Source organism: Paraburkholderia polaris (assembly GCF_012927345.1).
Taxonomy (GTDB): Bacteria; Pseudomonadota; Gammaproteobacteria; order Burkholderiales; family Burkholderiaceae; genus Paraburkholderia; species Paraburkholderia polaris.
The window spans coordinates 12294-38205 of record NZ_JABBGJ010000018.1 but is presented as its reverse complement, the minus strand read 5'-3'; the positions used below and the strand labels follow the sequence as shown (position 1 = coordinate 38205).

The following is a 25912-nucleotide window of genomic DNA, read 5'->3' as shown; positions in this document are numbered from 1 at the left end:
AGCGACGCAGAGAAGTGACGCAAATAAGCGAAGCAAATAAACGAAGCAAATAAGCGAAGCGATCCCGGCCCCAGAGCCGGACGCAAACCCGGCACACCCCACGGCCAACCGAAGGTGAAGTAACCATGGCAAACGATCAACCCCCGCGGCCCTCACGGCGCGGTTTTCTGAAGGCCGGCAGCGCGGCGGTCGCAGCGGGCGCGAGCCTCGGTGCGACCGGCGTCGCCCAGGCCGCGCTCGGCAAGACGCCGGCGCACAATGCCGATCCGCAGATGGCGGTCGAGCCGTTTTACGGCTTGCATCAAGGTGGCATCGTCACGCCGCAGCAGAGTCACACGTACGTTGCCGCACTCGATCTGACGACCGACAAACGCGACGACGTGATTGCCCTGCTGCGCGCCTGGACCGACGCCGCAGCCCGCATGACGCAAGGCAAGACGGCCGCGCCGTTGCCGCCGGCCGACGCGGCTAATACGCCTCCTAATACGGTCGATGCGACTAACGCCAATGGCGGGTATGACGCAGGCAGCAATAAAGGCGCCCCGGATTCCGCCGATGTGCTCGGCCTCGGCCCCTGCGGCCTGACGATCACCTTCGGCTTCGGCCCGGGTCTGTTCACGAAGGACGGCAAGGACCGCTACGGGCTGGCCTCGCGCCGCCCCGCCGCGCTCGTCGATCTGCCGCGCTTTAACGGCGACCAGCTGCTCGCCGAGAAGACCGGCGGCGACCTGTTCATTCAGGCCTGCGCGAACGATCAGCAGGTCGCGTTCCACGCGGTCCGGCAACTGTCGCGCCTCGCCTCCGGCGTGGCGACGATGCGCTGGGGCCAGTCCGGTTTCCTGTCGGGTCCGCGCGGGCAGACGCCGCGCAATCTGATGGGCTTCAAGGACGGCACCAACAATCCGTCGACCGCCAAGCCGCAGTTGATGAACGAGTTCATCTGGGCCGCCGCCACCCCCGACGCGCCGTGGATGGAAGGCGGCACCTATACGGTCTTTCGCCGCATCCGCATCACGCTCGAGCACTGGGACAACACCGAGGTCGGCTTCCAGGAGCAGGTGTTCGGCCGTCACAAGTACAGCGGCGCGCCGATCGGCAAGAAGAACGAGTTCGATCCGGTGGACCTGAAGGAAGAAGACAAGGACGGCAATCCGGTAATCCCGGAGAACTCGCACGTGCGTCTGTCGAATCAGGCGAGCAACAACGGCGCGCAGATTCTGCGCCGTTCGTACTCGTATAACGAAGGCACGAATTTCTACATCGAGCGCTGGCCGCCATGGCGCCAGGAAACCGAGTACGACGCGGGACTGATTTTCCTCGCTCACCAGAGCGACCCGCGCAAGGGCTTCATTCCGATCAACGAAAAGCTCGCGAAGTTCGACATGATGAACCAGTTCACGACGCACGTCGGCAGCGCGATTTTCGCCGTGCCGCCGGGCGCGAAGCCGGGTTCGTATATCGGCGCGGGGCTGTTCGAGACGTAATGCAAGCCGCGAAGTCAGCCGCCGGCCGCGAGGCAGGCGGCGCATCAAAGATCAACAACAACATCATTAACGGACTTTAGGATCATGGCTCATTCCTGGTTTGGCACCCGCCTGCGCCTCGTCAGCAGCGCGGCCGCCCTCACGCTGGCTGCATTCGCAACCGTGCCGTCGGCAGCTCACGCTGCATCGATCACGCTGTACAGCGCGCAGCACGAGCAGGTCGTCAATCTGCTGGCTAAAGACTTCGAGAAAGAGTCAGGCATTTCGGTGAAGATCCGCAGCGGCGAAGGCCCGGCCATGGCCGCGCAACTCGTCGCGGAAGGCGCCGCCACGCCGGCTGACGTCTACTTCACGGAAAACTCGCCTGAGTTGATGCTGCTCGAAGAGAAAGGTCTGCTGAGCAAAGTGGACGGCTCGACGCTCTCCACCGTGCCGGCCCGCTTCAACTCGCCGAATGACACCTGGGTCGGTGTGACCGCGCGCGAAAACGTGCTGGCCTACAACACGACCAAGATCCAGGCATCGCAACTGCCGCAGTCGCTGTTCGATCTGGCCAAGCCGGAATGGAAAGGCAAGGTCGGTATTGCACCGAGCGACGGCGACTTCCTGCCGCTCGTGAGCGCCGTGCTCGCGCTGAAGGGCGAAGCGCAAACGGTGGAATGGCTGAAGGGCCTGAAAGCCAACTCGCAGATTTTCGACGACGACGAAGGTGTGGTGGCCGCCGTCAATCGCGGCGGCGTCGCGACGGGTCTGATCAACAACTACTACTGGGCGCGTCTGCACGCTGAAATCGGCGATGCGAAAACCCGCAGCACGATCTATCACTTCGGCAACGGCGACGCCGGCGCACTGGTGAACGTGTCGGGCGCAGCGGTGCTGAAATCCGCGCACAACACGGACGGCGCGCAGAAGTTTCTCGCGTATCTGGTGAGCGAACGCGCACAGAAGCTGATGGCGAACAGCCACGTCATGTTCGAATATCCGCTGCACGCAGGCGTCGCACCGGACCCGATCCTGAAGCCGTTCACTGAACTGAACCCGCCGGCGCTGACCATCCAGCAACTCGGCGACGACAGCCAGGCAGGCAAGTTGCTGCGCCAGGCAGGTTTGCTATAAATGAGCGATGCAGTGTCAGCCGGGCCTCCGGCTGTAACCCCCGCCCCGGCGCGCGCCCGTTTGCGCGCGCCGCGCGGTTTGTTCGCGGCGGCAGCACTCAGCGCTTTGCTGGTGTTGCTGCCGATTGCGTTTACCTTCTGGCGCGCGGCGAGCTTCGGTATCGGCGAGGCGGTCGACCTGATCTTCCGGCCACTCGTCGGCGAACTACTGGTCAACACGCTGTTGATCACTGTATCCACCACCCTCGTCTCTGCCGTCGTCGGCACGGCGGCCGCATGGTTTGTCGAACGCACGCATTTGCCGGGGCGTCGCATCTGGGCCGTGCTCACCGCCGCACCGCTTGCGATGCCGGCCTTCATTTCAAGCTATGCATGGGTGTCGCTGAGTCTGGATTTGCAGGACTTCAACGGCGCGCTGCTGGTACTGAGCTCCGCGTATTTCCCGCTCGTCTATCTGCCAGTGGCCGCGGCGTTGCGCAGTATGGACCCGGCGCTCGAAGAAAGCGCGCGCGCGCTCGGCTGCAACCGCTGGGCCACGTTCATTCGCGTCGTGCTGCCGCAACTGCGTCCGGCGCTGCTCGGCGGCATGCTGCTGGTGGCGCTCGGCGTGCTGTCCGAATTCGGTGCGTTTACGCTGCTGCGCTTTCACACCTTCACCACGCAAATCTACGCAGAATACCGCACCAGTTTCGATGGCGGCGGCGCTTCGCTGCTCGCGTGCCTGTTGATCGTGATCTGCCTGATCGTGCTGGCGTTCGAGTTTCGGGTACGCGGCGCGGCGCGTTATGAACGCGTCGATCGCGGCACACGTCGCGCGGTGTTGCGCTACGACCTCGGCGCATGGCGCTGGATCGTCGTCGCCGGCTTCGCCGCGCTGGCGATCGCCACGCTCGGCGTGCCGCTTGGCATGATCGGCTACTGGCTCACGCAACCGGGCGCGGCTGCTGTCACACCGGCCGACGTGTCGCCCGAACTGCTGTTCAACGCGACAATCTCGTCGCTCGGCTTCGGGCTCGCCGCCGCGCTGCTGACCACGCTGCTGGTGGTGCCGCTCGCGTTCCTGCTGGTGCGCTATCCGACGCGTTTCGCAACGCTGTTCGAACGTACCGTGTTTCTCGCGCAAGGCATACCGGGGCTGGTGATCGCGCTGGCCATCGTGTCGCTCGCGGTACATGCGCTGCAACCGCTTTATCAAAGCGCGACGCTGCTGGTGATCGCTTACGCGATGCTGTTCATGCCGGTGGCGCTGGTGAGCGTGCGCGCCGCCTTCATGCAGGCGCAGCCACGCCTCGAAGAGACTGCCCGCGCGCTCGGCCTGACCTGGTCGCAGACCTTGTTTCGCGTGGTGTTGCCGCTGGCAGGCCCTGGACTCGGCGCGGCGGCGGCAATGGTGTTCATTTCGGTCGTCACCGAGCTCAACGCAACGCTGCTGCTCTCGCCGATCGACACGCAAACACTCGCGACCCAAGTCTGGGCCGACACGTCGACGATGGCGTTCGCCGCCGCAGCGCCCTATGCGGCACTGCTCACCGGCATTTCGCTGTTCGCCTCCGGCCTCCTGTTCGCGTTGCTCGGCAAATCGGCACTACTCGGCGAACGCAGCTGAATGTCGCGCACCATCGCCCTGTTCTTAGACATCGGATTTTCATGAGCGAACTTCGTATCCGCGGACTGCAAAAATCGTTCGACGGCCATCCGGTGCTGCATGGCATCGATCTCTCCGTCGAGCGCGGCACGCTGCTCGCGCTGCTCGGACCGTCCGGCAGCGGCAAGACCACCTTGCTGCGCCTGTTGTGCGGCTTCGAACGCGCGGATAGCGGCAGCGTCGAAATCGACGGCCGCTGCGTCGCCGGCGACAACCTGCATGTGCCTTCCGAGCAGCGCCGCATTGGCTATGTGCCGCAGGAAGGCGCGCTGTTTCCGCATCTTTCCGTGGCGGACAACATCGTGTTCGGCTTGCCGCGCACGCAGCGCCGCGCGCGTCATCGTGTGGCCGAATTGCTGGAGCTGGTCGGCTTGCCGGCGAACTTCGGCGAGCGTGCGCCGCAGCAGTTGTCGGGCGGCCAGCAGCAGCGTGTCGCACTGGCTCGGGCGCTCGCGCCGTCGCCGACACTGGTGATGCTCGATGAGCCCTTCTCGTCGCTCGACGCTGCATTGCGGCTCGAAACGCGCCAGGCGGTGGCCAGTGCGTTGGCCGCGACCGGCGCGACTGCGGTGCTAGTCACGCACGATCAATCGGAAGCGTTGTCGCTCGGCCATGAGGTCGCGGTGCTGTGGAACGGCCGCCTGATCCAGACCGCGACGCCGGAGACGCTGTACCGCAGGCCGGTGACGCGGGAACTCGCGTCGTTCGTCGGTGAAGCAGTGTTGTTGCCGGGCGTGGTCAAACAGGATCGCGTCAACTGCGAGCTCGGCGATTTGCCGCTGTGCGCGCCGATGGGCAACGGTGCGGTCGACGTCATGGTGCGGCCTGAACAGATCCGCCTGTTACGCGCCGAAGAAACCATGCCGAATGGCGTGACGTCCTATGACGCCGTCGTGCAGGAAGTGATCTTTCAGGGACAGGACGCGGGCGTCGCGCTGCAATTGCAGTCCGGCGCGCGAACCGTGGTGCGCGCTCGGGTGCCGGGATATCTGTCGCCGCGGCCGGGCGAAAACGTGCGGCTTGCAGTGGATGGTGAGGTTACGGCTTATGCTCGGGGATGAGCGGCGCAGCCAAGCCACGCGGCTGAACCGCTTGGCCGAGCTCCAGGTCACGTCACGCAGTAAGCCGCGCAGTAAGCCACGCATTTAGGCAACGCAGACAGGCGACGCGCTTCGGCACGGTCGTTCCGCGATGCATCCATCGTTACATCATCAAGGAGCCGCCGCCGAGCCACGCGGCTGGCTGCGCAGCGACAAATCCTGCACCATCTGCGCGGCCAGATAATCGCATGTCGGCCGGTCCGATTTGGCGCTGCGCGCCACCACGATTTCCAGCGGCGCGATCTTCGGCAAGCCTTGCGCTTCGCCGAGTATCGCCAGCCGCTGCGGCACGCTACAGCGCGTGAGCGCGATCACCGAAAGCCCCGCATCCACGGTCGCCACCAAACCCATCAGACTTGCGCTGCTAAACGCCGCCCGATAGCGGATACGCGCACCGTCGAGTGCCGCCAGCGTATGCTGGCGCGCGACACAGCCCGGCTCGTAAAGCCCGACCGGCAGAGGCGACGCCGCCAGCACCGGCGTATCCAGCGACGCCCCCACCCATACCATCGGCTCGCTGCGCACGAATTCGCCGCGCAATTGGCGGTCGCGCGTGACGAAGGCGAGATCGATCTTGTTATCGGCCAGCATCGGCGCGAGCGACGTGCTCTGCGCGCAGACGATCTCGATCTCCACGTGCGGATACAGATTCGAAAAGCGCCGCAACACCGGCGACAGCAGCGACGACACGTAATCGTCCGGTGCGCCCAGCACCACGCGCCCGGTCACCTCGGGCCGCACGATCGCCGACCACGCCTCCTCATGCAACGCCAGCACACGCCGCGCGTACTCGAGCAGCGTATTGCCGGGCCGCGTGAGCGAAAGATTGCGCGTGTTGCGGGCGAACAGCGTGGTGCCGAGCATGGTTTCGAGCCGCTTGATCTGCATGCTGACCGCCGCCTGCGAGCGGTGCACGGTAGTCGCCGCCTTCGTGAAGCTGCCCGTTTCCACCACCGCGACGAAGGTGCGCAGCAAATCGACGTCGAATTCCGGGTGCATGATTTATCAATCCGGCTTATGGAATTACTCAATTTAATTCGTTTGCCGGTGCCGCGCAAGCCGCGCAATACTTGTGTCTCCACCTTACGGAGCGGCTTCGCATGTCCCTCACCCAACGTCAACAAGGCGCCTTTACGCTGGCCAGCGGTGGGCTTTTGATGGGCACGCTCGGCATCTTCGTCGAGGAAGCGCGGCTCGGCGCGCTGACGCTGGTGTTCTTTCGCTGCCTGTTCGGTTTCCTTTCGCTTGCCGCGTATTGCGCGTGGAAAGGCTTCTTCACCCGAGCGCATTTCACGCGGCGCACCGTCGCGCTCGCGCTGATCTCCGGCGTGTTGATGGTCACGCAATGGGTCGGTTTCTTCGACGCGATTCATCGCACCAGCATTGCGGTGGCGACGGTGGTGTTTCATGTGCAGCCGTTCTGGGTCGTGCTGATGGGCGCGGCGCTGTTCAATGAGCGCCTCGGAATCGACCGGCTCGGCTGGATCGCGACCGCGTTCGTCGGGCTTGTTTTGGCCTCGGGCGTCGCGGCCACCGGGAATCTGCAGGGGCATACGAGCTATCTGATCGGCATCGGCGAGGCATTGGCGGGCTCGGTGCTGTACGCGAGCGTCACGCTGATCGCCAAAGGGCTCGGCAATTTGCGGCCACATCTGCTGACGCTCGCGCAATGCGCGGTCGGCGTGGTGTGCCTGCCGTTCATTGCGCCGCTCACTGCCGTGCATATCGGGCCGATGCAGTGGTTCTGGCTGGTCGGCATGGGCGTGCTGCATACGGGGTTGTCGTATGTGCTGATCTACGGCGCGCTGCCGAAGCTGACCACACCGATCATCGCCGTGCTGCTGTTCGTCTATCCGCTGACGGCGATCGTGGTCGATGCCGTTGTGTATGGGCGGGCGCTGTCGTTGCCGCAACTCGCGGGCATGGCATTGATCGTGATCGCCAGCCTCGGCGTGAATCTCGGCTGGCCGCTGCTTTCGATGTTGCGTTACGGCGGACGGGCGCGGCATCACGCCGATTGAGATTCGCCCCCTCTCGCATCTCCCATTCACCTGTTCGACCACAAGTACTTCATTGCGGCGCACGGCAACGCAGATGTGTACAACATGCCGCGGGCGCCGCGCACGCTGACGGTGCCGGCAAGGTGGCATCGGTGCGGGGTGTAGCGCATGGCACGCGCTACACGCGTTGATGCGTTAAACAGAAAACCGGGCGCAGCGCCCGGTTCTTCGTTTCAGTCGTCGTAGTGAAAGCGGCAGGCAATCACGTAGATCTTTCCGTCTCTCGGCAAGTAGACCAAGCGATCAGCGTGCGTGATACGTCGCGACCAGAACCCGCTTAAGCTCCCAACTAACGCCTCCGGTTTTCCCGTACCGCGATAAGGATCGCGCCGACACTCCTCTAGCAACGTGTTGATCTTGCGCAAGACCTTTCGGTCAGTCTCTTGCCAATGCAAATAGTCGTCCCACGCTTCGTCGGTAAACATAAAAACACTATCAGCCTTTGCGGCCTCCTCGTTGCGGCTTTTCTGTTTGTTCATCGATCAGCAGTTCGCGCGCAGTCGCACCGCCGGCGTTCAACTGGGCGATGGATTTGGCGAGCCGCTGGGCGTTCTTCGATGAACTCAACAGATACAAGGTCTCCTGCATCGCATTGAAATCCTCGAGCGAAACCATGACCACATTTTCGCCGCCCTGTCTGGTTATCAGCATGGGCGTGTGATCGCGGCAGACGTCGTCCATCGCTTGCTTAAAGCCGGCACGCGCCTCGCTATAAGTAAGGACGTTCATTCGTTTTATCGATCTGAGAGGTTTCCCTCCAGTCGCTCCTGTCAAAAGTTAGAGACGATTCCACCACCGAATGGACTTCTTGCACTGGGGGGCTGGTAGCTGAGCTGAAGGTTCATAAAAAACACTTCTGCGCCACGGCAATCATTGTACAGATTATCGTACAGAACGGCAAACCCAGAACGCTGAAGGAACACGTCGTCTAACTGATAGAAAGCATGCCTGCCGCCGCCCACGCCCGCCACGCAGCCAAACGGCCAACCTCACTGCGGCAACACCTCCCCCTTCGTCTCCGGCGCAAACGGAATCACCAACAAACCGACGATAAACGCCAGCGCCGTCAACGCCACCGGCACGCCGAGCGTATGCATATGCAGAACCGCCGCGCCGAGCAAAAAGTTGACACCCGCCCCGACAAACCTCCCGAACGACGTGCAGAACGCGAACGCCGTGGCCCGTACGCGGGTCTCGAACTGCTCCGGCAGCCACAAGCTGAACAGCGCAAAATTGCCGCCGAAGAAGCCCAGCACGAAGAGCCACGCGATAAACGGTGCGAGCCCATTTGGCAGATAGAACGCCCAACCGAAACTGCCGACAATCGCCACGGCCATGCCGATGAAGTAAATCGCCAGTGTCTTCTTGCGGCCGATCCGCTCGGCAAGCGGCGGTAACGCGAGACAGCCGAGAATCGTCGCAATCGACAGCAAGCCGGTAGCCAGCGACGCCGTCCTGATCGCATCGTTCTTCGCCATGCCGGCCTTCGTCGCCAACTGAATCACAGCCGACGGCTCGTATACCGCGCCGGCCCACAAACCGACGATCGCGATCGTCAGCAGAATGCACGCGACCCATGTCCGACGCCGATACCTCGGCCCGAGGATTTCGCGCAACGGGCTGGCGCGCACGGTGCGCGCTTCCGCCTTCTGCCACTTATCCGACTCCTTCACGCGCAGCAGCACCAGAATCGCGACGACCACCGGCACCGCGCCGGTCAGGAACATTGCGCGCCAGCCGTAATGCACGCCGATCGTGTAGTTGAGCGCGGCCGCCAGAAAGAACCCGGCGTAGTAACCCGTTTGCAGATACCCGGCGCCCATCTTGCGGCGATCTTCCGGCCATGACTCGGCCACATAGGTCCCCGCCAACGCCCACTCGCCGCCAATGCCGACTCCGGCAATGAAGCGATAGATGGCGAGCTCCCACACGTTGTGCGAGGTCGCGGCGAGTCCCGTGAAAATGGCGAACGTGAAGATGGTGCCCGCCAGCACCTTGGTGCGGCCGAAGCGGTCGGCAAGCGGCCCCCAGATGAACGACAGCCCCCAGCCGACCAGAAACAGCGCGAACAGAATCGAACCGGCGAGGCCGACATTGGCGGGCGTCGCGGCGTACCCCGAGCGCGGCAACAGTTCGGTCAACGCCGGCGTCAACACGAGTGCATAGATGAACGAGTCCATCCCGTCGAGCGTCCAGCCGGCCCACGCTCCCCAAAAACCTGCGATCTGCGAACGATTGAGCGGCGTGCGGCGCCGCGTGACCGGCGTGCGGTCGGTTAGTGAATTCATCATGCTCCTCCGGCCCTGCGGTTGGCATACATGGCTTACGTAAAGCAAACGACGAGATGGCGCGCTTGTTAGTGGATCGACGTGTCTCGTATAACGTGAAGAGACATCACAGGCCCCGGTGGTGAAGAATTTTCCGGGTTTGCCCGCCTGTAAAATCGCGCGATTTCATATATAATATTGGATATTATGAGCGACGCAATAGATGGTTTTCCCCTGGACGCCCCAGCGCGCAGCCCGCTTCTACCCGCGGCGGCGCCGCGTGAGAGCATGTCCCACGTGATCGCGGAGGCGCTGCGCGCGGCGATTGTCGACGGCACGCTGGCGCCTGGTGCGCCGTTGCGGCAGGACGCGATCGCGCGGCATTTCTCGGTCAGCGCAATTCCTGTGCGTGAGGCCTTGCGCCAGCTCGAAAGCGAAGGCTGGACGAGAGCCGCCGTGCATAAAGGCGCCACCGTCGCGCCGTTATCGCGGGATGAAGCGCGCGAAATCTATGAGATCCGCTCCGCGCTGGAGAGCCTCGCCATCGGCCTCGCGATTCCGAGTCACACCGCCGCCACGCTGCGCGAATCCGCCAGCCTCTGCCGCGCCGCCGAACGCGAGCCGGACCCGTCGTTGTACGTCGCGCGCAATGTGGCCTTTCACATGAGCCTGTATGCACCCGCCGCCCGTCCGCAACTCGAGGACATGATCGGCACGCTGCATCGGCGCGGCGAACGGTATTTGCGCCTGAAGTTCGGCTTGCCGTCGTACAAGGGCGAATCGGACAATGAACACGCAGCCTTGCTCGACGCTGTAGAACGCCGTGACATTCCTGCTGCCCAGTCTCTGGTCGTCGCGCATCTGCTCGGCACCGGTGACCTGCTGCATCGTTTCCTGACCGAACGCGCGCAGGCGGAAGCCGCGCTTGCGAACCAACCCAAGCCGCGCGCCAAACGCACGCGCCCCACCACCGGGAGCTGAATCCGCCGATGAACCGACCCGCCGAAGCCACCGAAGCGTCCACCCCCGCACGTTCCTGGACCACACGCCGCGACGAAAAGAACCGTCGCCTCGCGGCCATTGCACCGTGGCTGGAAGACGGCATCCTGCCGACCAACCGCATCGTCGATGCACTCGAAACGCTGATTCAACCGGGCGACCGCGTCGCACTCGAAGGCGACAACCAGAAACAGGCCGACTTCCTGTCCCGTTCGTTTGCCAAGGTCGATCCGCAAAAGATCCACGACGTGCATCTGCTGATTTCGAGCATCGGCCGCCCTGAACATCTGACGCTGTTCGAACGCGGCATCGCGCACAAGGTCGATTTCTCGTTTGCCGGGCCGCAGAGTTTGCGCGTCGCGCAGTTGCTCGAAGACGGTCAACTGGAAATCGGCGCGATCTACACGTATGTCGAGTTGTACGCGCGGATGTTCGTCGATCTCACGCCGCACGTCGCGCTGCTGTGCGCGGAAAAGGCCGACCGTCACGGCAACCTGTACACCGGCCCGAACACCGAAGACACGCCGACCATCGCCGAAGCCGCCGCGTTCCGGCACGGCATCGTGATCGTGCAGGTCAATGAGATCGTCGATGAACTGCCGCGCGTCGATATTCCGGGTTCGTGGGTCGACGTGGTCGTGCAGGCAGACCGGCCGTTCGCCGTCGAGCCGCTGTTCACGCGCGACCCACGGCATATCGGCGATCTGCAGGTGCTCACCGCGATGATGGTGATTCGCGGCATCTACGAGCCGTACGGCGTAACGTCGCTGAATCACGGCATCGGCTTCGATACCGCGGCGATCGAATTGTTGCTGCCCACCTACGGCGAATCGCTCGGTCTGAAAGGCAAAATCTGCCGCAACTGGACACTCAATCCGCACCCCACCATGATCCCCGCGATCGAATCGGGCTGGGTCGACAGCATCCATTGCTTCGGCAGTGAAGTCGGCATGGAGGCCTATATCGAGGCGCGCCCCGACGTATTTTTCACGGGCAACGATGGCAGCCTGCGCTCGAACCGCGTGCTGTGCCAACTGGCCGGTCAATACGGCGTCGATCTGTTTATCGGCTCGACCTTGCAGATCGACGCAGACGCGAATTCATCGACGGTCACGCGCGGACGTCTTGCCGGTTTCGGCGGTGCGCCGAACATGGGCCACGATCCGCGCGGCCGGCGTCATTCGAGCGAAGCATGGCTCAAGCTGCTGAAGGACCAGGGTCCGGTCTCGCGTGGGCAGAAGCTGGTCGTGCAGATGGCCGAGACGTACAAGAAAGGCGGCGAGCCGACCTTCGTCGATGAACTCGATGCGGTCGCCGTCGGTGCGAAAAGCGGCATGCCGATCGCCCCGGTGATGATCTACGGCGACGACGTGAGCCATGTCGTCACCGAGGAAGGCATCGCGCATTTGCACAAGGCCGAAGGGATCGACGAGCGGCGTGCGGCGCTGGCAGCGGTAGCCGGCGTGACGCCGATCGGGCTGCGCGCGAAGCCTGAGAAAACGGCCGAATTGCGCCGGCGCGGCATCGTCGCGTATCCGGAAGATCTCGGCATTCGTCGCGGCGAAGCAAAGCGTTCGCTGCTGGCGGCACGCAGCATCGACGATCTGGTGACGTGGTCGGGCGGACTGTACGCGCCGCCGGCTCGCTTCAGGAGCTGGTAACGATGGCGCCCGCTGCTTTGCTCGAGCGCGAGGTCACGGCAACCAGGCTGGCGATTAGTGTACGAACCGCCCCGTCAGATGCGCAGCTTGCGCGCTTCGCCGTGACCGCGCTGATCGAAGAAGCGCGACTCACGCCGAAACCCGCGCTGGTCGACCGGCGCGGTAGCGGTGCGCATCGCGACCTCGATCTCGCCACCATGCTGCGCTCGGCGCATGCGCTCGAACCGACCTTCGCGGCGCTCGCACGCGCGGCGCGCCACCGTGGTGAACCATCCGCGCTTTTGCGTGCTGAACTCGCGCAAATCGGCCGCGCCGGCGAACAGGACATGCTGCATGCCACCGGTGGCAGCAACGCGCATCGCGGCGCGATCTGGATCGTCGGCCTGCTGGTGGCGGGTGCGTCGATGACGGGCGACGCCACGCCGCTGAACGCGTCGCGCGTCGGCACGCTTGCAGCGCAGATTGCGTGCTTCCCGGATCGCTTCGCCGCCCCCTCCGATAGTCACGGCGAGCGCGCGCGGCAGCGTTATCAGGTAGGCGGTGCACGCCGTGAGGCACAAGACGGCTTTCCGCACGTCATCGATATCGGTTTGCCCGCGTTGCTCGCAGCGCGCGCCAACGGAGTCGGCGAAAACGCCGCGCGCATCGACGCCCTGCTTTCGATCATGGCGTCGCTCGACGACACCTGCCTGCTGCATCGCGCGGGCTTGCCTGGTTTGCACGCTGCACAACAAGGCGCGCGCCGCGTGCTGCAAGCCGGCGGAAGCTCGACGCCAGATGGGTACACCGCCCTCGTCGCACTCGAACACGCATTGCTATCGCTCAACGCATCCCCCGGCGGTGCAGCCGATCTGCTCGCCGCCACCCTCTTTCTCGACATGCTGGCGCATCACGACGCTAGCGGGAACTCAGCCTCATGGAACATCTGACCTTCGACTATCCGGCGCAACGCGCTGTCACGACCCGCGCGCATGTCGGCGTAGTCGGTTCGGGCGATCTGGAAGTGCTGCTGTCGCCGGCGGAAAACAGCGCTGCGCTGACCGCGCATGTGGTCGTGCGGACCAGCGTCGACGGTTACAGCCACATCTGGAAGAGTGTGCTCGACCGCTTCTTCACCCGTTACGACGGCGCGGCGCAAATCGAAATCAACGACTTCGGCGCGACACCCGGCGTCGTGGCGCTGCGGCTCGCGGAAGCCATCGAAGCGGCGGAACAGGGAGACGGCGCATGAACACTGTCGCCACCACCCGTCCCGCGCCAATGCTGCGCGAAAGCTTCATTGAACTGCCCGCGCGCGAACGGGCCCGCTCGCTGCTCGACGCCGGCACGTTCCGCGAACTGCTCGGTCCGTTCGACAAGATCGAGTCGCCGTGGCTGCCGCTGCAAGGTGTCGTCTGCCAGGCGGATGACGGCTGCGTGATCGCGCGCGGCACCATCGACGGCGAGCCGGCCGTGGTCGCCGCGATCGAGTCCGCGTTCCAGGGCGGCAGCATCGGCGAAGTCTCGGGCAGCAAGATCGCCGCCGCGCTCGAAATGGCCTTGCGCGACTGCGAACGCGGCAAGATCGTCCGCCCTGTCGTGCTGTTCGAAACCGGCGGCGTGCGGCTTCAGGAGGCCAACCTCGGCCTCGCGGTGATCGCCGAGATGCAGGCCGCGATTGTCGCGTTGCGCCGGCATGTGCCGGTAGTCGGCGTGATCGCGGGGATGGTCGGCTGCTTTGGCGGAATGTCGCTCGCCGCGGCCTTGTGCTCGTATCTCGTCGTCACGAAGCAGGGGCGGCTCGGCATGAACGGCCCCGAAGTGATCGAACAGGAAGCCGGTATCGAAGAACTCGATGCGAGCGATCGGCGCCGCGTGTGGCAGTTGATCGGCGGCGAACAACGGGCTGCGACCGCGCTCGCCGATCAACTGGTCGATGACGATGCAGATGCGGTGCGCGCCGCCGTGCGGTCGGCATTCACGCAAGGCGTGCCGGCTGTGCATCGCAGCGAACAGGTCGACACATTCCTCAACCGCCTCGCGCGAATCGACCCGGCCAGCGTGACGCCGGAAACGATGCGTGACGTGTACAACCCCCACATCCCCGGTAAGGAGCAGGCATGAGCGATACCACCCTCAGCCGCGGCGCGCGCTGGTTCCATGCGCTAGCCGGTGAACCGTCCGGTAAGGCGCCCGTGTGGAGCGGCGATGCGTCGCTTGGCGGCGAGACCGCGCGCTTCATTGCGGTCGTCCCCGATCCCGGCAACCGCTTTCCGCGCGCGACCGATAACGTCGTCGGGCTCGAGCAAGGCTGGCAACTCGCGCGCGCTGTGCGCGAGGCCATCACGCAGGACGAAGCGAGCGGTACGCGCCGCCCGATCGTCGCGATCGTCGATGTCAAAAGTCAGGCGTACGGCTACCGCGAAGAGATGCTCGGCATTCACCTCGCCTGCGCTGCTGCGGTCGACGCGTATGCATCGGCGCGCGACGCCGGGCATCCGGTGATCGCGCTGATCGTCGGGCCGGCCATGTCGGGCGCCTTCCTCGCGCACGGTTATCAGGCCAACCGGATCGTCGCACTCGACGCGCCCGGCACGATAGTCCACGCAATGGGCAAGGAAGCGGCAGCCCGGGTCACACGACGCACCGTCGAAGCACTCGACGCACTCGGCGAAACCATTGTGCCGATGTCGTACTCGATGGCGTCGTTTGCCAAACTGGGCCTGCTCGATCAACTGATCGAAGGCGTCGACGCCGATGCGCCGGATGCCGCGCAAATCGAGCGCGTGCGTCAGGTGTTGACCGAGCAGATTCACAGCGCGCGCGATGGCAGCCGCGGTCTGTCGCATCGTCTCGAATCGGCGGCGGCTCAAAAGAATCGCGCAGCGTCGATCGAAGTGCGACGTCGTCTCGCCGAACAATGGGATGCCGTGTAATGCAGGTCTGCGCCGCGCCGCCGTTTGCCGCCGATCACGCGTTGTCGTGCGATGCGCGGTGGCGGCCGCATGATCTGCTGCGCTTGCATCGTTTGCCACTCTTCGACGGCGAACCGGCGTGGGTTCGTGAGTCTTTCGAACGCGCACCGTATGCAGTCGTGAGACGCGCGCTCGCAACTGACGGCTTCGTGGCGATCGGTGTGCGCGGTGCGGAGCGGTCGCAGCGTTACGGCACGTGGGTGCATCTGGACGACATTGAAACCGCCGTGCCGCCAGAAGCGTTAGCGCAACGCAGTCCTCTTGCGGAGCGCAATGCGTTACCGGCTTTCGCGGCCCTTGCCGCATTACAACGCGACACGGCCGGCGCATTGGCTGGATTCGTCTGGGGACCAACTGGCAGCGCAGGCTTCGAACTGGCAACTCAGGCACCCACCGTCACTTTCTCGAGCGATCTCGATCTGCTGATCCGCGCGCCGGAAAAACTCTCGCACGACACGGCCATTCAGTTGCTGAACCCTCTGCAAGCAATCGCACAACGCGCCGGCATTCGCGTGGATGCGCAACTGGAAACGCCCGCAGGCGGCGTTGCGCTCGCCGAGTGGGCAGCGGACAAAGCACGCGTGATGGCGCGCCATGCTCGCGGCCCGCAACTGGTTACCGATCCGTGGGCGCCCGCTCACGGCAATGCCTGATGCTTGCCCTTCTGTTTCCCGGCCAGGGCGCGCAGACGGACGGATTCCTGCACCGTCTGCCGCAGCACCGCGCCGTGACCGACACACTCGAAGAAGCGTCTCAGGTGCTCGGCACCAACGTACTCACACTCGACACGCCAGACGCGCAACGCTCGACCGTAGCCGTGCAGGTCGGTTTGACCGTCGCGGGCGTGGCGATCACGCGCGCACTGGCAGATGAGCAACTCACGCCGGAGATCAGCGCGGGCCTGTCGGTGGGGGCGTATGCAGCGGCGGTCAGTTGCGGCGCAATTCGCTTTGGCGACGCGTTACGGATGGTTCGAAAGCGCGCCGAACTGATGGAGACGGCGTACCCGTCGGGCTACGGTCTCGCGGCCGTGTCGGGTTTGACCGAACACCAAGTGGAAACACTCGCCGCGCAGCACGCGGATGCGGGCAATCAACGAGTCTATGTTGGCAATGTGAATGCGCCGCGTCAGATCGTCATGGCCGGGGCAAATGGTGCGCTGGACGCGTTCATCGAACGCGCTCTGGCGGCAGGCGCGCGCAAAGCCATCCGTCTTGCGGTGAGCGTGCCGTCGCATTGCGAACTGCTCGCGCAGGCAACAGACGAACTCGTTGCGTACGCACAGGACGTACCTTTTCACACGCCGCAAAGCACCTATATCGGCAATCGCGGCGGCCGCCCTTTGTACACGGCTCAAGCGATTCGCGACGACCTCGCTACCAATATGCGATACACCGTGCGCTGGTTCGACGCACTCACAGCCATGCAGGAAATGGGTGCACACGTGTTGATCGAAGCGCCGCCGGGCCAGGTGTTGACGGACATTACGCGCGAGAACTTTCCGGACACCACCGCGCTCGCCGCGAGCAGCTTCTCGTTCGACAAGCTGGTCGCTACTGTGCGCCGGCGCCTCGATAGGGACGGCCGTTAGGACGCGGCCATTCGCCCGACGCATGCATCATCACTCACTCGACAAAGATTTCCTGCAGCGTAGACAACGCATTCGATAGCGCCGTATCCGACACCGCACCGGCTCGCTTCACGAGCCGCGTCTTGTCTACCGTGCGAATCTGATCGAGCAGGATCAAACCCTTCTTGCGCAAGAATGTGAGCGGGACACGAAAAGGTGCCGCACGGCCGGCCGTGGTCATCGGCGCGACAATCACCGTGCGCAGATGATCGTGCAACTCGGCCGGCGAAACAACCACGCAGGGACGCGTTTTCTGAATCTCGCTGCCGACGGTGGGATCCAACGCGACCAGCCAGACGTCGCCGCGCGCTACCACTCGAACCCCGCGTCATCGGCGTTGGGAAATTCGCCCATCACCAGCGTATCGTCTTTCGATGCTGCCAACGAACGGCTTGCGTCCGCCCATCCCGCACGCGCTTTTTTCTGCGGACGCCTTATCACCAGAGCGTTTCCTTCAACTTGCATATCCACTTCGCCCTCCAGCCCAAGTTGGGTCAAGATCGGTTTCGGAATCAGTACACCATGGGAATTACCCATTCTGCGGATGGTCGTTTTCATGGCTGAACCTGAAGTGAAATCCTAAACGGTCGGGGCATCAAAGTAAACACAATGTTATTACAGTGTAGCACGGCAAATGGCATAAGACGAATGACGTGTCTTGCGTGATTTTTGATCGCCCGCCTCACCGCCTCTCAATCAACTGCCGCCCCATCGCCTTCGCATACCGGTCACATGCACTACGCGCGACACGTGACGCCGCCAGCACGCCCACGTCGGCGTCGTCGCGGTAATACATGGCCACGTCGATCGGCGGCGGCAGCGGACGCACTTGCAATTGCCCCAGTTCGCCGCTACTCAGGAAAGGCTCGACGAACAGCGCCGGCACCGCCGCAATTCCATAGCCATCGCGCAACAGTTTCACGATCACCGCCACCGACGGCATGCAAGTCACCTGGGTATCCGCAAGCGGCACACCGGCGCGCTTCGCGAGCATCGCCACGATCGTTTCCACGGCGACTTGGGGCGCGGTGCCACGGCCGAACGTCAGCACGGGTTTCTGCAATACCGTCTGCACATGTTTCGCACGGCTCGCCGGAATCAGATCGTTGCGCGCGATCCAGCGCACCGGATAGCTCGCCAGCAAGGTCGAAACGATCGACGCTTCCTGCTCGCCGGTTTCCTCCACCTGAATGACGAGATCCAGTTCGCCCGCGCGCAACCGGGGCCCAAGCACGGCGCTCGAGTCGACGGTCAGGTCCACGACGATGCGGTTGTACTCGACGTTCAGCATCCGGATGTAGTCCGGCAGCCAGCTATGCACCACCGTTTCGATGACGCCGAGCCGCAGCCGCTTCATCACCTGGGTTTCGTCCTGCGCGGCCAGTTGCAGCGAGCGCGTGGCCTGCACCACCGATCGCGCATGCGCGAGCAGCCGTTCGCCATGCGCCGTGAGTTGAAACTCCGCCGCGTCGCGCTCGATCAACTCGACGCCTAACTCTGTTTCAAGTGTTTTGATGCGCAACGAAATCGCCGCGGGCGTCGCGTGCATGGCAGCGGCGGTCGCGCGAAAACTGCCTAGACGCGCGAGCGTCAGAAACGTTTCGACAAAGCGGGTATTCATGACGTTAGCTCTCCCAACAGCCCCCGAAGCACTCGATCATCGCCGCAAAACCGCTGCGGCCCTGTTAAGTTTAATTTAACGAAACACAAGAATAACTCGCTGGATGGATATTTTTGGCGTTACTAATCTGGCTTCCATCAGTCACCCGGACCTAGCTGGAGTCGAGCCGTTCATGTCCTACACGCCATCCGAGTTTCGTCAGCAGATTCGCAGCCGCCGCCTGTCCGGGCCGACTGCGGGCTACTGCGGCGACTATGCGCAAGCCAATCTCGCCATCCTGCCCAGCCAATACGCCGACGACTTCCTGCGCTTCTGCACGCTCAATCCGAAGGCTTGCCCGTTGCTCGGCATCGGCGAACCGGGTAGATGGCAGGTCCCGTCGCTCGGCGTCGATCTCGACATACGCAACGACGTCCCCGCGTTTTACGTGTACCGCCACGGCGAACGTGCCGAGGAAGTGCGGAGTCTCGACGAACTGTGGCGCGACGATCTGGTGGTGTTCGCGATCGGCTGCTCGTTTTCGTTCGAGGAGATGTTGCGGCGCGAAGGCATTCCGCTGCGCCATATCGAACAGCAGGTCAACGTGCCGATGTATCGAACGCATGTACGCAACGTGAGCGCAGGCGTATTCGGCGGCAACCGCGTGGTCTCGATGCGGCCGATGAAAGCCGCCGACGCGATCCGCGCCATCCAGATCACCAGCCGTTTTCCCGCGGTACATGGCGCGCCGGTTCATATCGGCGATCCCTCGCTGATCGGCATTCGCGACATCGCACGGCCCGATTTCGGCGATGCAGTCGAAGTGCGCAGCGACGAGTTACCTGTGTTCTGGGCCTGTGGCGTCACACCGCAAGCCGCAATAGAAAGCGCGCGCTTGCCGTTTGCGATCGCGCACAAACCGGGGCACATGCTCGTCACCGACATTCCCAACACCACGCTGGCGGTTCTCTAGCCGCGGCGTTTTTATCCTTTATCCCAACCGCAAGCCGCGCGGCAAGACGCGGCCACTGACTACGACCGGAGCCCATGCATGAAAACCGAAGCGCAATTGACCGCAGACGCCGAGTGCTACGACGTGCCTGGCACAGGGAAAGGACCGTTCGCGTGGTATCGGCAGATTTCCACCGGCGAAAAGCGTGCGTTCTGGAGCTGCAAGATCGGCTACGTGCTCGACGCAATGGACACGCAATTCCTGAGCTTCGTGATTCCGACGCTGATTGCGACATGGGGCATCACGCGCGGCGACGCCGGTCTCATCGGTACGGTCACACTGCTGAGTTCGGCACTCGGCGGCTGGGCGGCCGGTGTGCTGTCCGATCGCATCGGCCGGGTGAAAACCTTGCAGATCACGATTCTCTGGTTCGCGGTGTTCACGCTGGCTTGCGCGCTGGCGCAGAACTTCTCGCAGTTGCTGTGGGCGCGCGGACTGATGGGGCTCGGCTTCGGCGGCGAATGGACAGCGGGCGCGGTGCTGATCGGCGAAGTCATCCGTCCGCGTGACCGCGGCAAGGCGGTCGGTCTGGTGCAGGCAGGCTGGGCGATCGGCTGGGGCGTGGCGACGCTGCTGTTCATGGCCGTGTTTTCATGGGTACCGGCCGCTTACGCGTGGCGCGTGCTGTTCGCGATCGGTATCGCGCCGGCGCCGTTCGTGATCTGGATCCGCCGCTTCGTCGAAGAGCCGGCGGTGCATCGGCAGCAGAAAGAAGCGCAAGCCGCGGCACACACGCGCCCTTCGCTGCTCGACATCTTCCGCGGCGACATCGTCTGGACGACGCTGCGCGCGTCCATTCTCGCAACCGGCGTGCAAGGCGGCTACTACGCGGTGACTACGTGGCTGCCGACGTATCTGAAAACCGAGCGGCATCTGAGCGTGATCGGCACCGGCAGCTATCTGGGCGTAGTGATCGTCGGTTCGTACTGTGGCTATCTGACGGGCGCTTACGTCAGCGACAAAATCGGCCGCAAGCGCGCCTTCATCGCGTTCGCGCTGGCCTCGTGTGCGATCGCGTTGATCTACACGCAACTGCCGCTCGATAACCTCACGATGCTCGTGCTCGGTTTCCCGCTCGGCTTCTGCGCGTCGGGCATTTTCTCGGGAATGGGCGCGTTCCTCACCGAACTGTTTCCGACACGCATTCGCGGCTCCGGCCAAGGGTTCTGCTACAACGTCGGGCGGGCGGTCGGCGCGACGTTTCCGTTCCTGATCGGCTACGTCTCGCAGACCATGACACTCGGTCACGCCATCGGTGTATTCGCCGCGGTGGCATACGGTGTCGTGATCCTCGCCGCGCTGACGTTGCCGGAAACCCGAGGGCGTGAACTCAACGTTTAAGCCACGACACGGCTCGTTCGCGCTATGACGCCTGCTTCGGCGCGCGTCCGATCACATGCGAATCGGACGCCGCTGCGTCGCCCCGCCCGCGCTTGCGGCCTGGCGTCACGACCGCGCCGGTGCCACCGGGACGTCGCACCGATTTTGCATGCCGCTCGATCAGCCGTTGCAGCAGGCAGAACGCGCACAGCAACGCGCCGATCACGATGCGGGTCCACCACGAACTGAGTGTGCCGTCGAAGGTAATCAGCGCCTGGATCGTGCCCAGAATGCCGACGCCGAACAGCGAGCCGATCACATAGCCGACACCGCCCGTCAGCAAGGTACCGCCGATCACCGTTGCCGCGATCGCATCGAGTTCCATGCCCTGCCCTTGCAGGCCATAACCCGATAGCACATAGAACGTGAACACCGCGCCGCCGAGCGCCGAACAGAAGCCGCTCAGCGCATACACGCCGATCCGCGTACGCGCGACCGGCAAACCCATCAGCAACGCCGAGCGCGGATTGCCGCCAACCGCATAGACGTTACGGCCAAAACGCGTGAAATGCGCAACGTAGATCGCAGCGACAAGCGTGACGAGGGCGATCAACACATTGGCCGTCACCGAACCGACGCCGATATTGAGGCGAAAGGCGGAAATCTTCTGGAACGTCGGATCGTTGATCGTGATCGACTGCGTCGTGATCAGAAAGCACAAGCCACGTGCGAAGAACATGCCGGCCAGCGTGACGATGAACGCCTGCAAGCGGAAGAAGTGAATCAGTGCACCCTGCACCGCGCCAAACACCGTACCCATCAGCAACACGATCGGCACGATCAGCCAGACCGACAGATGCATATGTTCGGACAGCACCGCTTCGACGATCGTGGTCAGCGCCACCACCGAGCCGACCGACAGATCGATCCCGCCGGACACGATCACAAACGTCATACCGATTGCGACGATCAGCAGGAAGGCGTTATCGACCAGCAGATCGAGCAGCACTTGCCACGAGAAAAAGCCGGTGTACATCACCGAGCCGAAACCGAACAGTGCGCAAAACAACAGGATGGTGACGGCGATCGGCAGCGTGCGCGGATCGACGATATGGGCCCAGGCGTCGAGGAGTCGTCTCATCGCGCCACCCCGCGCTGCGTGAAGAGCGACATGGCGAGCGCGCGCGCCGAGGGCGACTGGATCACACTCACCGCGAGCACCACGGCCGCCTTGACGACGAGCGTCGCTTCCGGCGGCACCCCGATCGAATAGGTCGTGTAGGTGAGCGTCTGGATGATTAGCGCGCCCAGCACGGTGCCCGTCAGACTGAAGCGGCCGCCGAGCAACGACGTGCCGCCGAGCGTCACCGCCAGAATCGCATCGAGTTCGAGCAGCAGGCCCGCGTTATTGCCATCGGCGCTGCGCACGTTCGAACTGATGAGGATACCCGCCATCGCGGCGGTCAATCCCGAGAAGCCGTACACCGCGAATACCAGCGCTTTCGAGCGCAGACCGACAAGACGCGTCGCCACCGGATTGACGCCAATCGCGCGAATGAAGAGCCCGAGCGCGGTACCTTCGACGAGCACGGCGGTAGCCAGCACCGCAACGCTCGCGATCCACACAGAACACGGCACGCCAAGCCAGTAACCGCCGCCGACGAACAGATAGCCGGGCGCGCCGATCGGAATGATCTGCCCCGCCGTCAGCAATTGCGCAATGCCACGGCCGGCGACCATCAGGATCAACGTTGCGATGATCGGCTGCATGCCGACGAACGACACCAGCAGCCCGTTCCACATGCCGCTCAACACGCCGACGATCAATGCCGCTACCAGGGCCTGCGCGATCAGGCCGGCGCTGGGTTCAGCTTGCGTTGCGAGTATCGTGGCCGCGGCGGCCCCGGCAATCGCCACGACCGCGCCAACCGAAATATCGATGCCGCGTGTGGCGATCACGAGCGTCATGCCGGTAGCGACCAGCACCAGCGGCGCCGCGCGATTCAATACGTCGATCGGCGCGCCGAACAGGTGGCCACCTAGCATCCTTAAAGAAAGAAAATGCGGATTTACCCACACGTTCAGGGCGCACAACAGCACCAGGGTGACGCATGGCCAGATCAACGGACGCTCCGTGCCATCGCGCACGAACCAGTTCGATAGCTTCATTCGCCGCTCCCCGCGATGAGTCGATAAATGTTGTCTTCGTTCGAAGCCTTACCGGCCACTTCAGCGATCTTGCGGCGGTCGCGCAGCACCGCCACGCGATGACTCACGCGCAGCACCTCGCTGATCTCCGACGATATGAACAGAATGCTCAGACCGTTCGCGCACAGCGCCAGCAAGCGTTCCATGATGTCGAACTTCGCGGCGACGTCGATGCCACGGGTGGGTTCGTCGAGAATAAGCAGTTTGGGGTCCGTGGCGAGCCAGCGCGCGAGCAGCGCTTTCTGCTGGTTGCCGCCGGAGAGCAGCCCGATCGGCTGTTCGGCGTCCGTCGCTTTGATGCCGAGACGCTCGATCCACAGGTCCGCGATTTCATGCGCGCGATGTCGTTTGATCTTGCGCCACCAGCCACGTCGCGCCTGCAGCGCCAGCAGAATGTTCTCGCGGATCGACAGTTCGGCGACGATGCCCTCTTTCTTGCGGTCCTCCGCGCAGTAGCCAATGCCGTGACGCACGGCGTCGCGTGGCGAACGCAGCCGCACGGGCCGGCCTTCGATCAGGATGGTGCCGCTGTCGGCGCGGTCCGCCCCGAACAACAGCCGCGCAGTCTCCGTGCGGCCCGAGCCGAGTAGACCGGCTAGCCCCAGGATCTGGCCGGGCTGCACGTCGAGATCGATCGGCTGCAGCGTGCCGCGCCGCCCGACGCCGCGCAACTCGACGAACGGCTGAACAGCGTCCTTGCTCTGAGGCCCTTCATGGGCAGCGTGCCCATCATGTGCCGCTTCGCGCAAGCGCGCGCTCATGCGCTCGTGACCGACCATCTTCGCGACCAGTTGATCGGCCGGCAGATCGCGCGCAAGGTATTCGCCTTCACGCTCGCCGTTGCGCATTACCGTGATGCGATCGGAGATGGCATAGGTCTGCTCGATAAAATGCGTGACGAACAGAATGGCGATACCCGATTGCTTAAGATGACGAAGTATTTTAAAAAGCTGCGCGACTTCGCCGTCGTCGAGGCTGGAGGTCGGTTCGTCGAGGATCAGCACGCGTGCGTCGACTGACAGCGCTCTGGCGATCGCCACCATCTGCTGCACGGCGATCGGATAGGCGTCGAGCGAGCGGGTGACGTCGAGCGTCACGTCGAGTCGAAGAAGCGCAGCCTGCGCACGGCGCTTGATGTCGGGCCAATCGATCGCGCCAAACCGCTTGGGCTGCCGGCCCGCAAAAATGTTCTCCGCCACCGAGAGGTTCGGGCACAGGTTCACTTCCTGATACAGCGTGCGCACGCCGGCCGCCTCGGCCTCCTGCGGCGAAGCAAACGCCACAATCTCGCCACCCAGGCGGATCGTTCCGGCGTCGGGCGCGACTACGCCGGTCAGCACGTTGATCAGGGTGGATTTGCCGGCGCCGTTCTGCCCCATCAGTGTATGGATCTCGCCGGGAAACAAGCGAAAGTCGACTCGCTGCAGCGCTTTCACGCCTGGGAACGTCTTGCTGACACCGGCGGTGGCCAGAATGGGCTCGAGTGCATTCGAGGCGACGCCTGCGCGAGTGTCGCCTGTGATGGCCTTCATGGCCGGCGGATTGGGTTCCGATGCGGGATGCGTCATAGACCTCGCTCGATGGGCGGTGCGTTGGTCGGGTGGGCTCAAGTGGGCTCAGTTGGGCGCAACCTGATTCTGCGGAAAAGAGACCGCCCGCTGCCAAAGCAGCCAGGCGGTCAGGCACCACTGGAGAAACTCCTGCGATCTGTCGGTACTTCGCTTGTGTCCTGCTTAAATCATATGGATCGCTAATCAGTTAGCCACCATACTCTGCCCAATGCTGTCCGCCTCAGTACTTACGCGTCGGCAGAGTCTGCGCCGCGACGCTCATCGGGAAGACGGTCTCTTGCGTCAGGATACGCTTGGGCAGCGGCTTGCCGGCCACCACGTCCTTGACCGCTGACATCAGTTGCGGCCCCAGCAGCGGGCTGCACTCCACATCGACGTTCATCTTGCCCGCGGCCATCGCCTGGAAGCCGCCCTTGGTCGCATCGAACGAGACGACAGTGATGTCTTTGCCCGGATGCATGCCGGCCTCTTCCATCGCCTGGATGGCGCCGAGCGCCATATCGTCGTTATGCGCATAAACTACATTTATTTTATTTCCATAAGTTTTTATAAATGCTTCCATCACCTGCTTGCCGCCGGCAAGCGTGAAGTCGCCGCTTTGCGACGCGATGATCTTGAATTTGGGATCGCTCTTGATCACTTCGATCAAGCCGGAATGCCGGTCGTTGGCAGGCGCCGAGCCGACCGTTCCCTGAAGTTCGGCAATGTTGATGGGCCCTGGATCATTTTTATAGTGATCTGCTAGCCAATGACCGCCGCGCCGGCCCTCTTCCATAAAGTCCGAGCCGATCATCGTCACGTATAGAGACGTGTCTTTCACATCGATATTGCGGTCTGTCAGGATCACCGGAATTTTTGCGGCTTGAGCTTCGCGCAGCACCGGCTCCCAGCCGGATTCGACGACCGGAGAGAACGCGATTACATCGACTTTCTGCGCGATGTAGGAGCGGATCGCCTTGATCTGATTTTCCTGCTTTTGCTGGGCGTCGGAGAATTTGAGCTTGATCTTCGCGTCCGCTGCCGCGGACTTCACCGACTCGGTATTGGCGGTTCGCCAGGCGCTTTCGGCGCCGACCTGCGCGAAACCGAGCGTGATCTGTTTGTCCTGCGCGTAAGCGCCCGGCGCTGTCAGCGCCAGCGCACCGATGCTCGAGCAAAGCGCGAGCGCGCCCAACGCACGGCATGCGGCGCGTCGTGTATTCGCCATGACTGTCTCCTGATCGTTGTTGTGTAGGCGACCCTCGAACCCGCCCGGCGTTTGCGGCCCTCACGGTGCGTGGATCGTG

At 63.6% G+C, this 25912-nt stretch carries 26 protein-coding genes; 15 read left to right on the top strand and 11 right to left on the bottom strand.

Features of this window, described 5'->3' with window-relative positions; all coding sequences use genetic code 11:
- Window positions 1-125 precede the first annotated feature (125 nt).
- The 4 genes from efeB to HHL24_RS17915 all read left to right on the top strand — a co-directional run bounded on the left by efeB (window position 126) and on the right by HHL24_RS17915 (window position 5305).
- A complete protein-coding gene (gene efeB / locus HHL24_RS17930; protein WP_169486771.1) occupies window positions 126-1484 on the top strand; it encodes an iron uptake transporter deferrochelatase/peroxidase subunit in 1359 nt (452 codons plus the stop codon).
- Between the two features lie 84 nt (window positions 1485-1568).
- Complete coding sequence (locus HHL24_RS17925; RefSeq protein ID WP_169486770.1) at window positions 1569-2600, top strand: iron ABC transporter substrate-binding protein; 1032 nt, start codon at window positions 1569-1571, stop codon at window positions 2598-2600.
- Window positions 2601-4205 carry an ABC transporter permease gene (locus HHL24_RS17920; protein ID WP_169486769.1) on the top strand — a complete coding sequence of 535 codons (1605 nt, stop codon included), beginning with the start codon at window positions 2601-2603 and terminating at the stop codon, window positions 4203-4205.
- A 41-nt stretch (window positions 4206-4246) separates the two neighbouring features.
- On the top strand, window positions 4247-5305 hold the full coding sequence (locus HHL24_RS17915) for an ABC transporter ATP-binding protein (RefSeq protein ID WP_169486768.1): 1059 nt from the start codon (window positions 4247-4249) through the stop codon (window positions 5303-5305).
- Between the two features lie 150 nt (window positions 5306-5455).
- On the opposite strand, the gene HHL24_RS17910 is transcribed toward HHL24_RS17915, so the two are convergent.
- A complete protein-coding gene (locus HHL24_RS17910) occupies window positions 5456-6343 on the bottom strand; it encodes a LysR family transcriptional regulator (protein WP_169486767.1) in 888 nt (295 codons plus the stop codon).
- A gap of 101 nt (window positions 6344-6444) precedes the next feature.
- Here HHL24_RS17910 and HHL24_RS17905 point away from each other — a divergent pair, with 101 nt between their 5' ends.
- The gene (locus tag HHL24_RS17905) at window positions 6445-7365 is read left to right on the top strand and encodes a DMT family transporter (protein WP_169486766.1); all 921 of its coding nucleotides are present in this window, start codon (window positions 6445-6447) and stop codon (window positions 7363-7365) included.
- A 212-nt stretch (window positions 7366-7577) separates the two neighbouring features.
- Here HHL24_RS17905 and HHL24_RS17900 read toward each other — a convergent pair whose 3' ends face one another.
- From HHL24_RS17900 to HHL24_RS17890, 3 genes are all read right to left on the bottom strand, one after another.
- Window positions 7578-7829: a Txe/YoeB family addiction module toxin gene (locus HHL24_RS17900; RefSeq protein WP_169486873.1), complete on the bottom strand. Its 252-nt coding sequence runs from the start codon at window positions 7827-7829 to the stop codon at window positions 7578-7580.
- Window positions 7830-7839: 10 nt separating this feature from the next.
- Entirely contained in the window at window positions 7840-8133 is a 294-nt protein-coding gene (locus HHL24_RS17895; RefSeq protein WP_169486765.1) for a type II toxin-antitoxin system Phd/YefM family antitoxin, read from the bottom strand.
- Window positions 8134-8393: 260 nt separating this feature from the next.
- Window positions 8394-9692: an MFS transporter gene (locus HHL24_RS17890; RefSeq protein WP_206002912.1), complete on the bottom strand. Its 1299-nt coding sequence runs from the start codon at window positions 9690-9692 to the stop codon at window positions 8394-8396.
- A gap of 186 nt (window positions 9693-9878) precedes the next feature.
- Here HHL24_RS17890 and HHL24_RS17885 point away from each other — a divergent pair, with 186 nt between their 5' ends.
- From HHL24_RS17885 to mdcH, 8 genes are read left to right on the top strand one after another with little or no spacing between them, the layout of a single operon-like run.
- Window positions 9879-10652 (top strand): GntR family transcriptional regulator, encoded by a 774-nt coding sequence (locus HHL24_RS17885; protein WP_169486763.1) that lies wholly within the window; start codon window positions 9879-9881, stop codon window positions 10650-10652.
- Window positions 10653-10660: 8 nt separating this feature from the next.
- The gene (mdcA, locus tag HHL24_RS17880) at window positions 10661-12331 is read left to right on the top strand and encodes a malonate decarboxylase subunit alpha (protein ID WP_169486762.1); all 1671 of its coding nucleotides are present in this window, start codon (window positions 10661-10663) and stop codon (window positions 12329-12331) included.
- A gap of 2 nt (window positions 12332-12333) precedes the next feature.
- On the top strand, window positions 12334-13260 hold the full coding sequence (locus HHL24_RS17875) for a triphosphoribosyl-dephospho-CoA synthase (protein WP_169486761.1): 927 nt from the start codon (window positions 12334-12336) through the stop codon (window positions 13258-13260).
- The gene (locus tag HHL24_RS17870; protein WP_169486760.1) at window positions 13248-13562 is read left to right on the top strand and encodes a malonate decarboxylase subunit delta; all 315 of its coding nucleotides are present in this window, start codon (window positions 13248-13250) and stop codon (window positions 13560-13562) included. The genes HHL24_RS17875 and HHL24_RS17870 overlap by 13 nt, the downstream gene beginning before the upstream one ends.
- On the top strand, window positions 13559-14434 hold the full coding sequence (locus HHL24_RS17865) for a biotin-independent malonate decarboxylase subunit beta (protein ID WP_169486759.1): 876 nt from the start codon (window positions 13559-13561) through the stop codon (window positions 14432-14434). The genes HHL24_RS17870 and HHL24_RS17865 overlap by 4 nt, the downstream gene beginning before the upstream one ends.
- Window positions 14431-15246 (top strand): biotin-independent malonate decarboxylase subunit gamma, encoded by an 816-nt coding sequence (mdcE, locus tag HHL24_RS17860; protein WP_169486758.1) that lies wholly within the window; start codon window positions 14431-14433, stop codon window positions 15244-15246. The genes HHL24_RS17865 and mdcE overlap by 4 nt, the downstream gene beginning before the upstream one ends.
- Complete coding sequence (locus tag HHL24_RS17855; RefSeq protein ID WP_169486757.1) at window positions 15246-15938, top strand: malonate decarboxylase holo-ACP synthase; 693 nt, start codon at window positions 15246-15248, stop codon at window positions 15936-15938. Before mdcE ends, HHL24_RS17855 begins: the two co-directional genes overlap by 1 nt.
- Window positions 15938-16876, top strand: coding sequence for a malonate decarboxylase subunit epsilon (gene mdcH, locus HHL24_RS17850; RefSeq protein WP_169486756.1), 939 nt, complete (start codon window positions 15938-15940; stop codon window positions 16874-16876). Before HHL24_RS17855 ends, mdcH begins: the two co-directional genes overlap by 1 nt.
- Window positions 16877-16910: 34 nt before the next feature.
- Here mdcH and HHL24_RS17845 read toward each other — a convergent pair whose 3' ends face one another.
- From HHL24_RS17845 to HHL24_RS17835, 3 genes are all read right to left on the bottom strand, one after another.
- Window positions 16911-17231: a type II toxin-antitoxin system PemK/MazF family toxin gene (locus HHL24_RS17845; RefSeq protein WP_115777726.1), complete on the bottom strand. Its 321-nt coding sequence runs from the start codon at window positions 17229-17231 to the stop codon at window positions 16911-16913.
- Window positions 17225-17473 (bottom strand): AbrB/MazE/SpoVT family DNA-binding domain-containing protein, encoded by a 249-nt coding sequence (locus HHL24_RS17840; protein ID WP_169486755.1) that lies wholly within the window; start codon window positions 17471-17473, stop codon window positions 17225-17227. Before HHL24_RS17840 ends, HHL24_RS17845 begins: the two co-directional genes overlap by 7 nt.
- 124 nt (window positions 17474-17597) lie before the next feature.
- Complete coding sequence (locus tag HHL24_RS17835; RefSeq protein WP_169486754.1) at window positions 17598-18536, bottom strand: LysR family transcriptional regulator; 939 nt, start codon at window positions 18534-18536, stop codon at window positions 17598-17600.
- Between the two features lie 172 nt (window positions 18537-18708).
- Between HHL24_RS17835 and HHL24_RS17830 the strand changes: the two genes are divergently transcribed.
- Window positions 18709-19488, top strand: a complete 780-nt coding sequence (locus HHL24_RS17830; protein ID WP_169486753.1) for a putative hydro-lyase — start codon at window positions 18709-18711, stop codon at window positions 19486-19488.
- A gap of 78 nt (window positions 19489-19566) precedes the next feature.
- Window positions 19567-20868 carry an MFS transporter gene (locus HHL24_RS17825; protein ID WP_169486752.1) on the top strand — a complete coding sequence of 434 codons (1302 nt, stop codon included), beginning with the start codon at window positions 19567-19569 and terminating at the stop codon, window positions 20866-20868.
- Window positions 20869-20890: 22 nt separating this feature from the next.
- Here HHL24_RS17825 and yjfF read toward each other — a convergent pair whose 3' ends face one another.
- The 4 genes from yjfF to HHL24_RS17805 form a co-directional block, all read right to left on the bottom strand.
- The gene (gene yjfF / locus HHL24_RS17820; RefSeq protein ID WP_169486751.1) at window positions 20891-21988 is read right to left on the bottom strand and encodes a galactofuranose ABC transporter, permease protein YjfF; all 1098 of its coding nucleotides are present in this window, start codon (window positions 21986-21988) and stop codon (window positions 20891-20893) included.
- Window positions 21985-23016 (bottom strand): ABC transporter permease, encoded by a 1032-nt coding sequence (locus tag HHL24_RS17815; protein WP_169486750.1) that lies wholly within the window; start codon window positions 23014-23016, stop codon window positions 21985-21987. The genes yjfF and HHL24_RS17815 overlap by 4 nt, the downstream gene beginning before the upstream one ends.
- Window positions 23013-24623 carry a sugar ABC transporter ATP-binding protein gene (locus HHL24_RS17810; RefSeq protein WP_206002906.1) on the bottom strand — a complete coding sequence of 537 codons (1611 nt, stop codon included), beginning with the start codon at window positions 24621-24623 and terminating at the stop codon, window positions 23013-23015. The genes HHL24_RS17815 and HHL24_RS17810 overlap by 4 nt, the downstream gene beginning before the upstream one ends.
- Window positions 24624-24846: 223 nt before the next feature.
- The gene (locus HHL24_RS17805) at window positions 24847-25833 is read right to left on the bottom strand and encodes an ABC transporter substrate-binding protein (protein ID WP_169486749.1); all 987 of its coding nucleotides are present in this window, start codon (window positions 25831-25833) and stop codon (window positions 24847-24849) included.
- Between the last annotated feature and the right edge of the window lie 79 nt (window positions 25834-25912).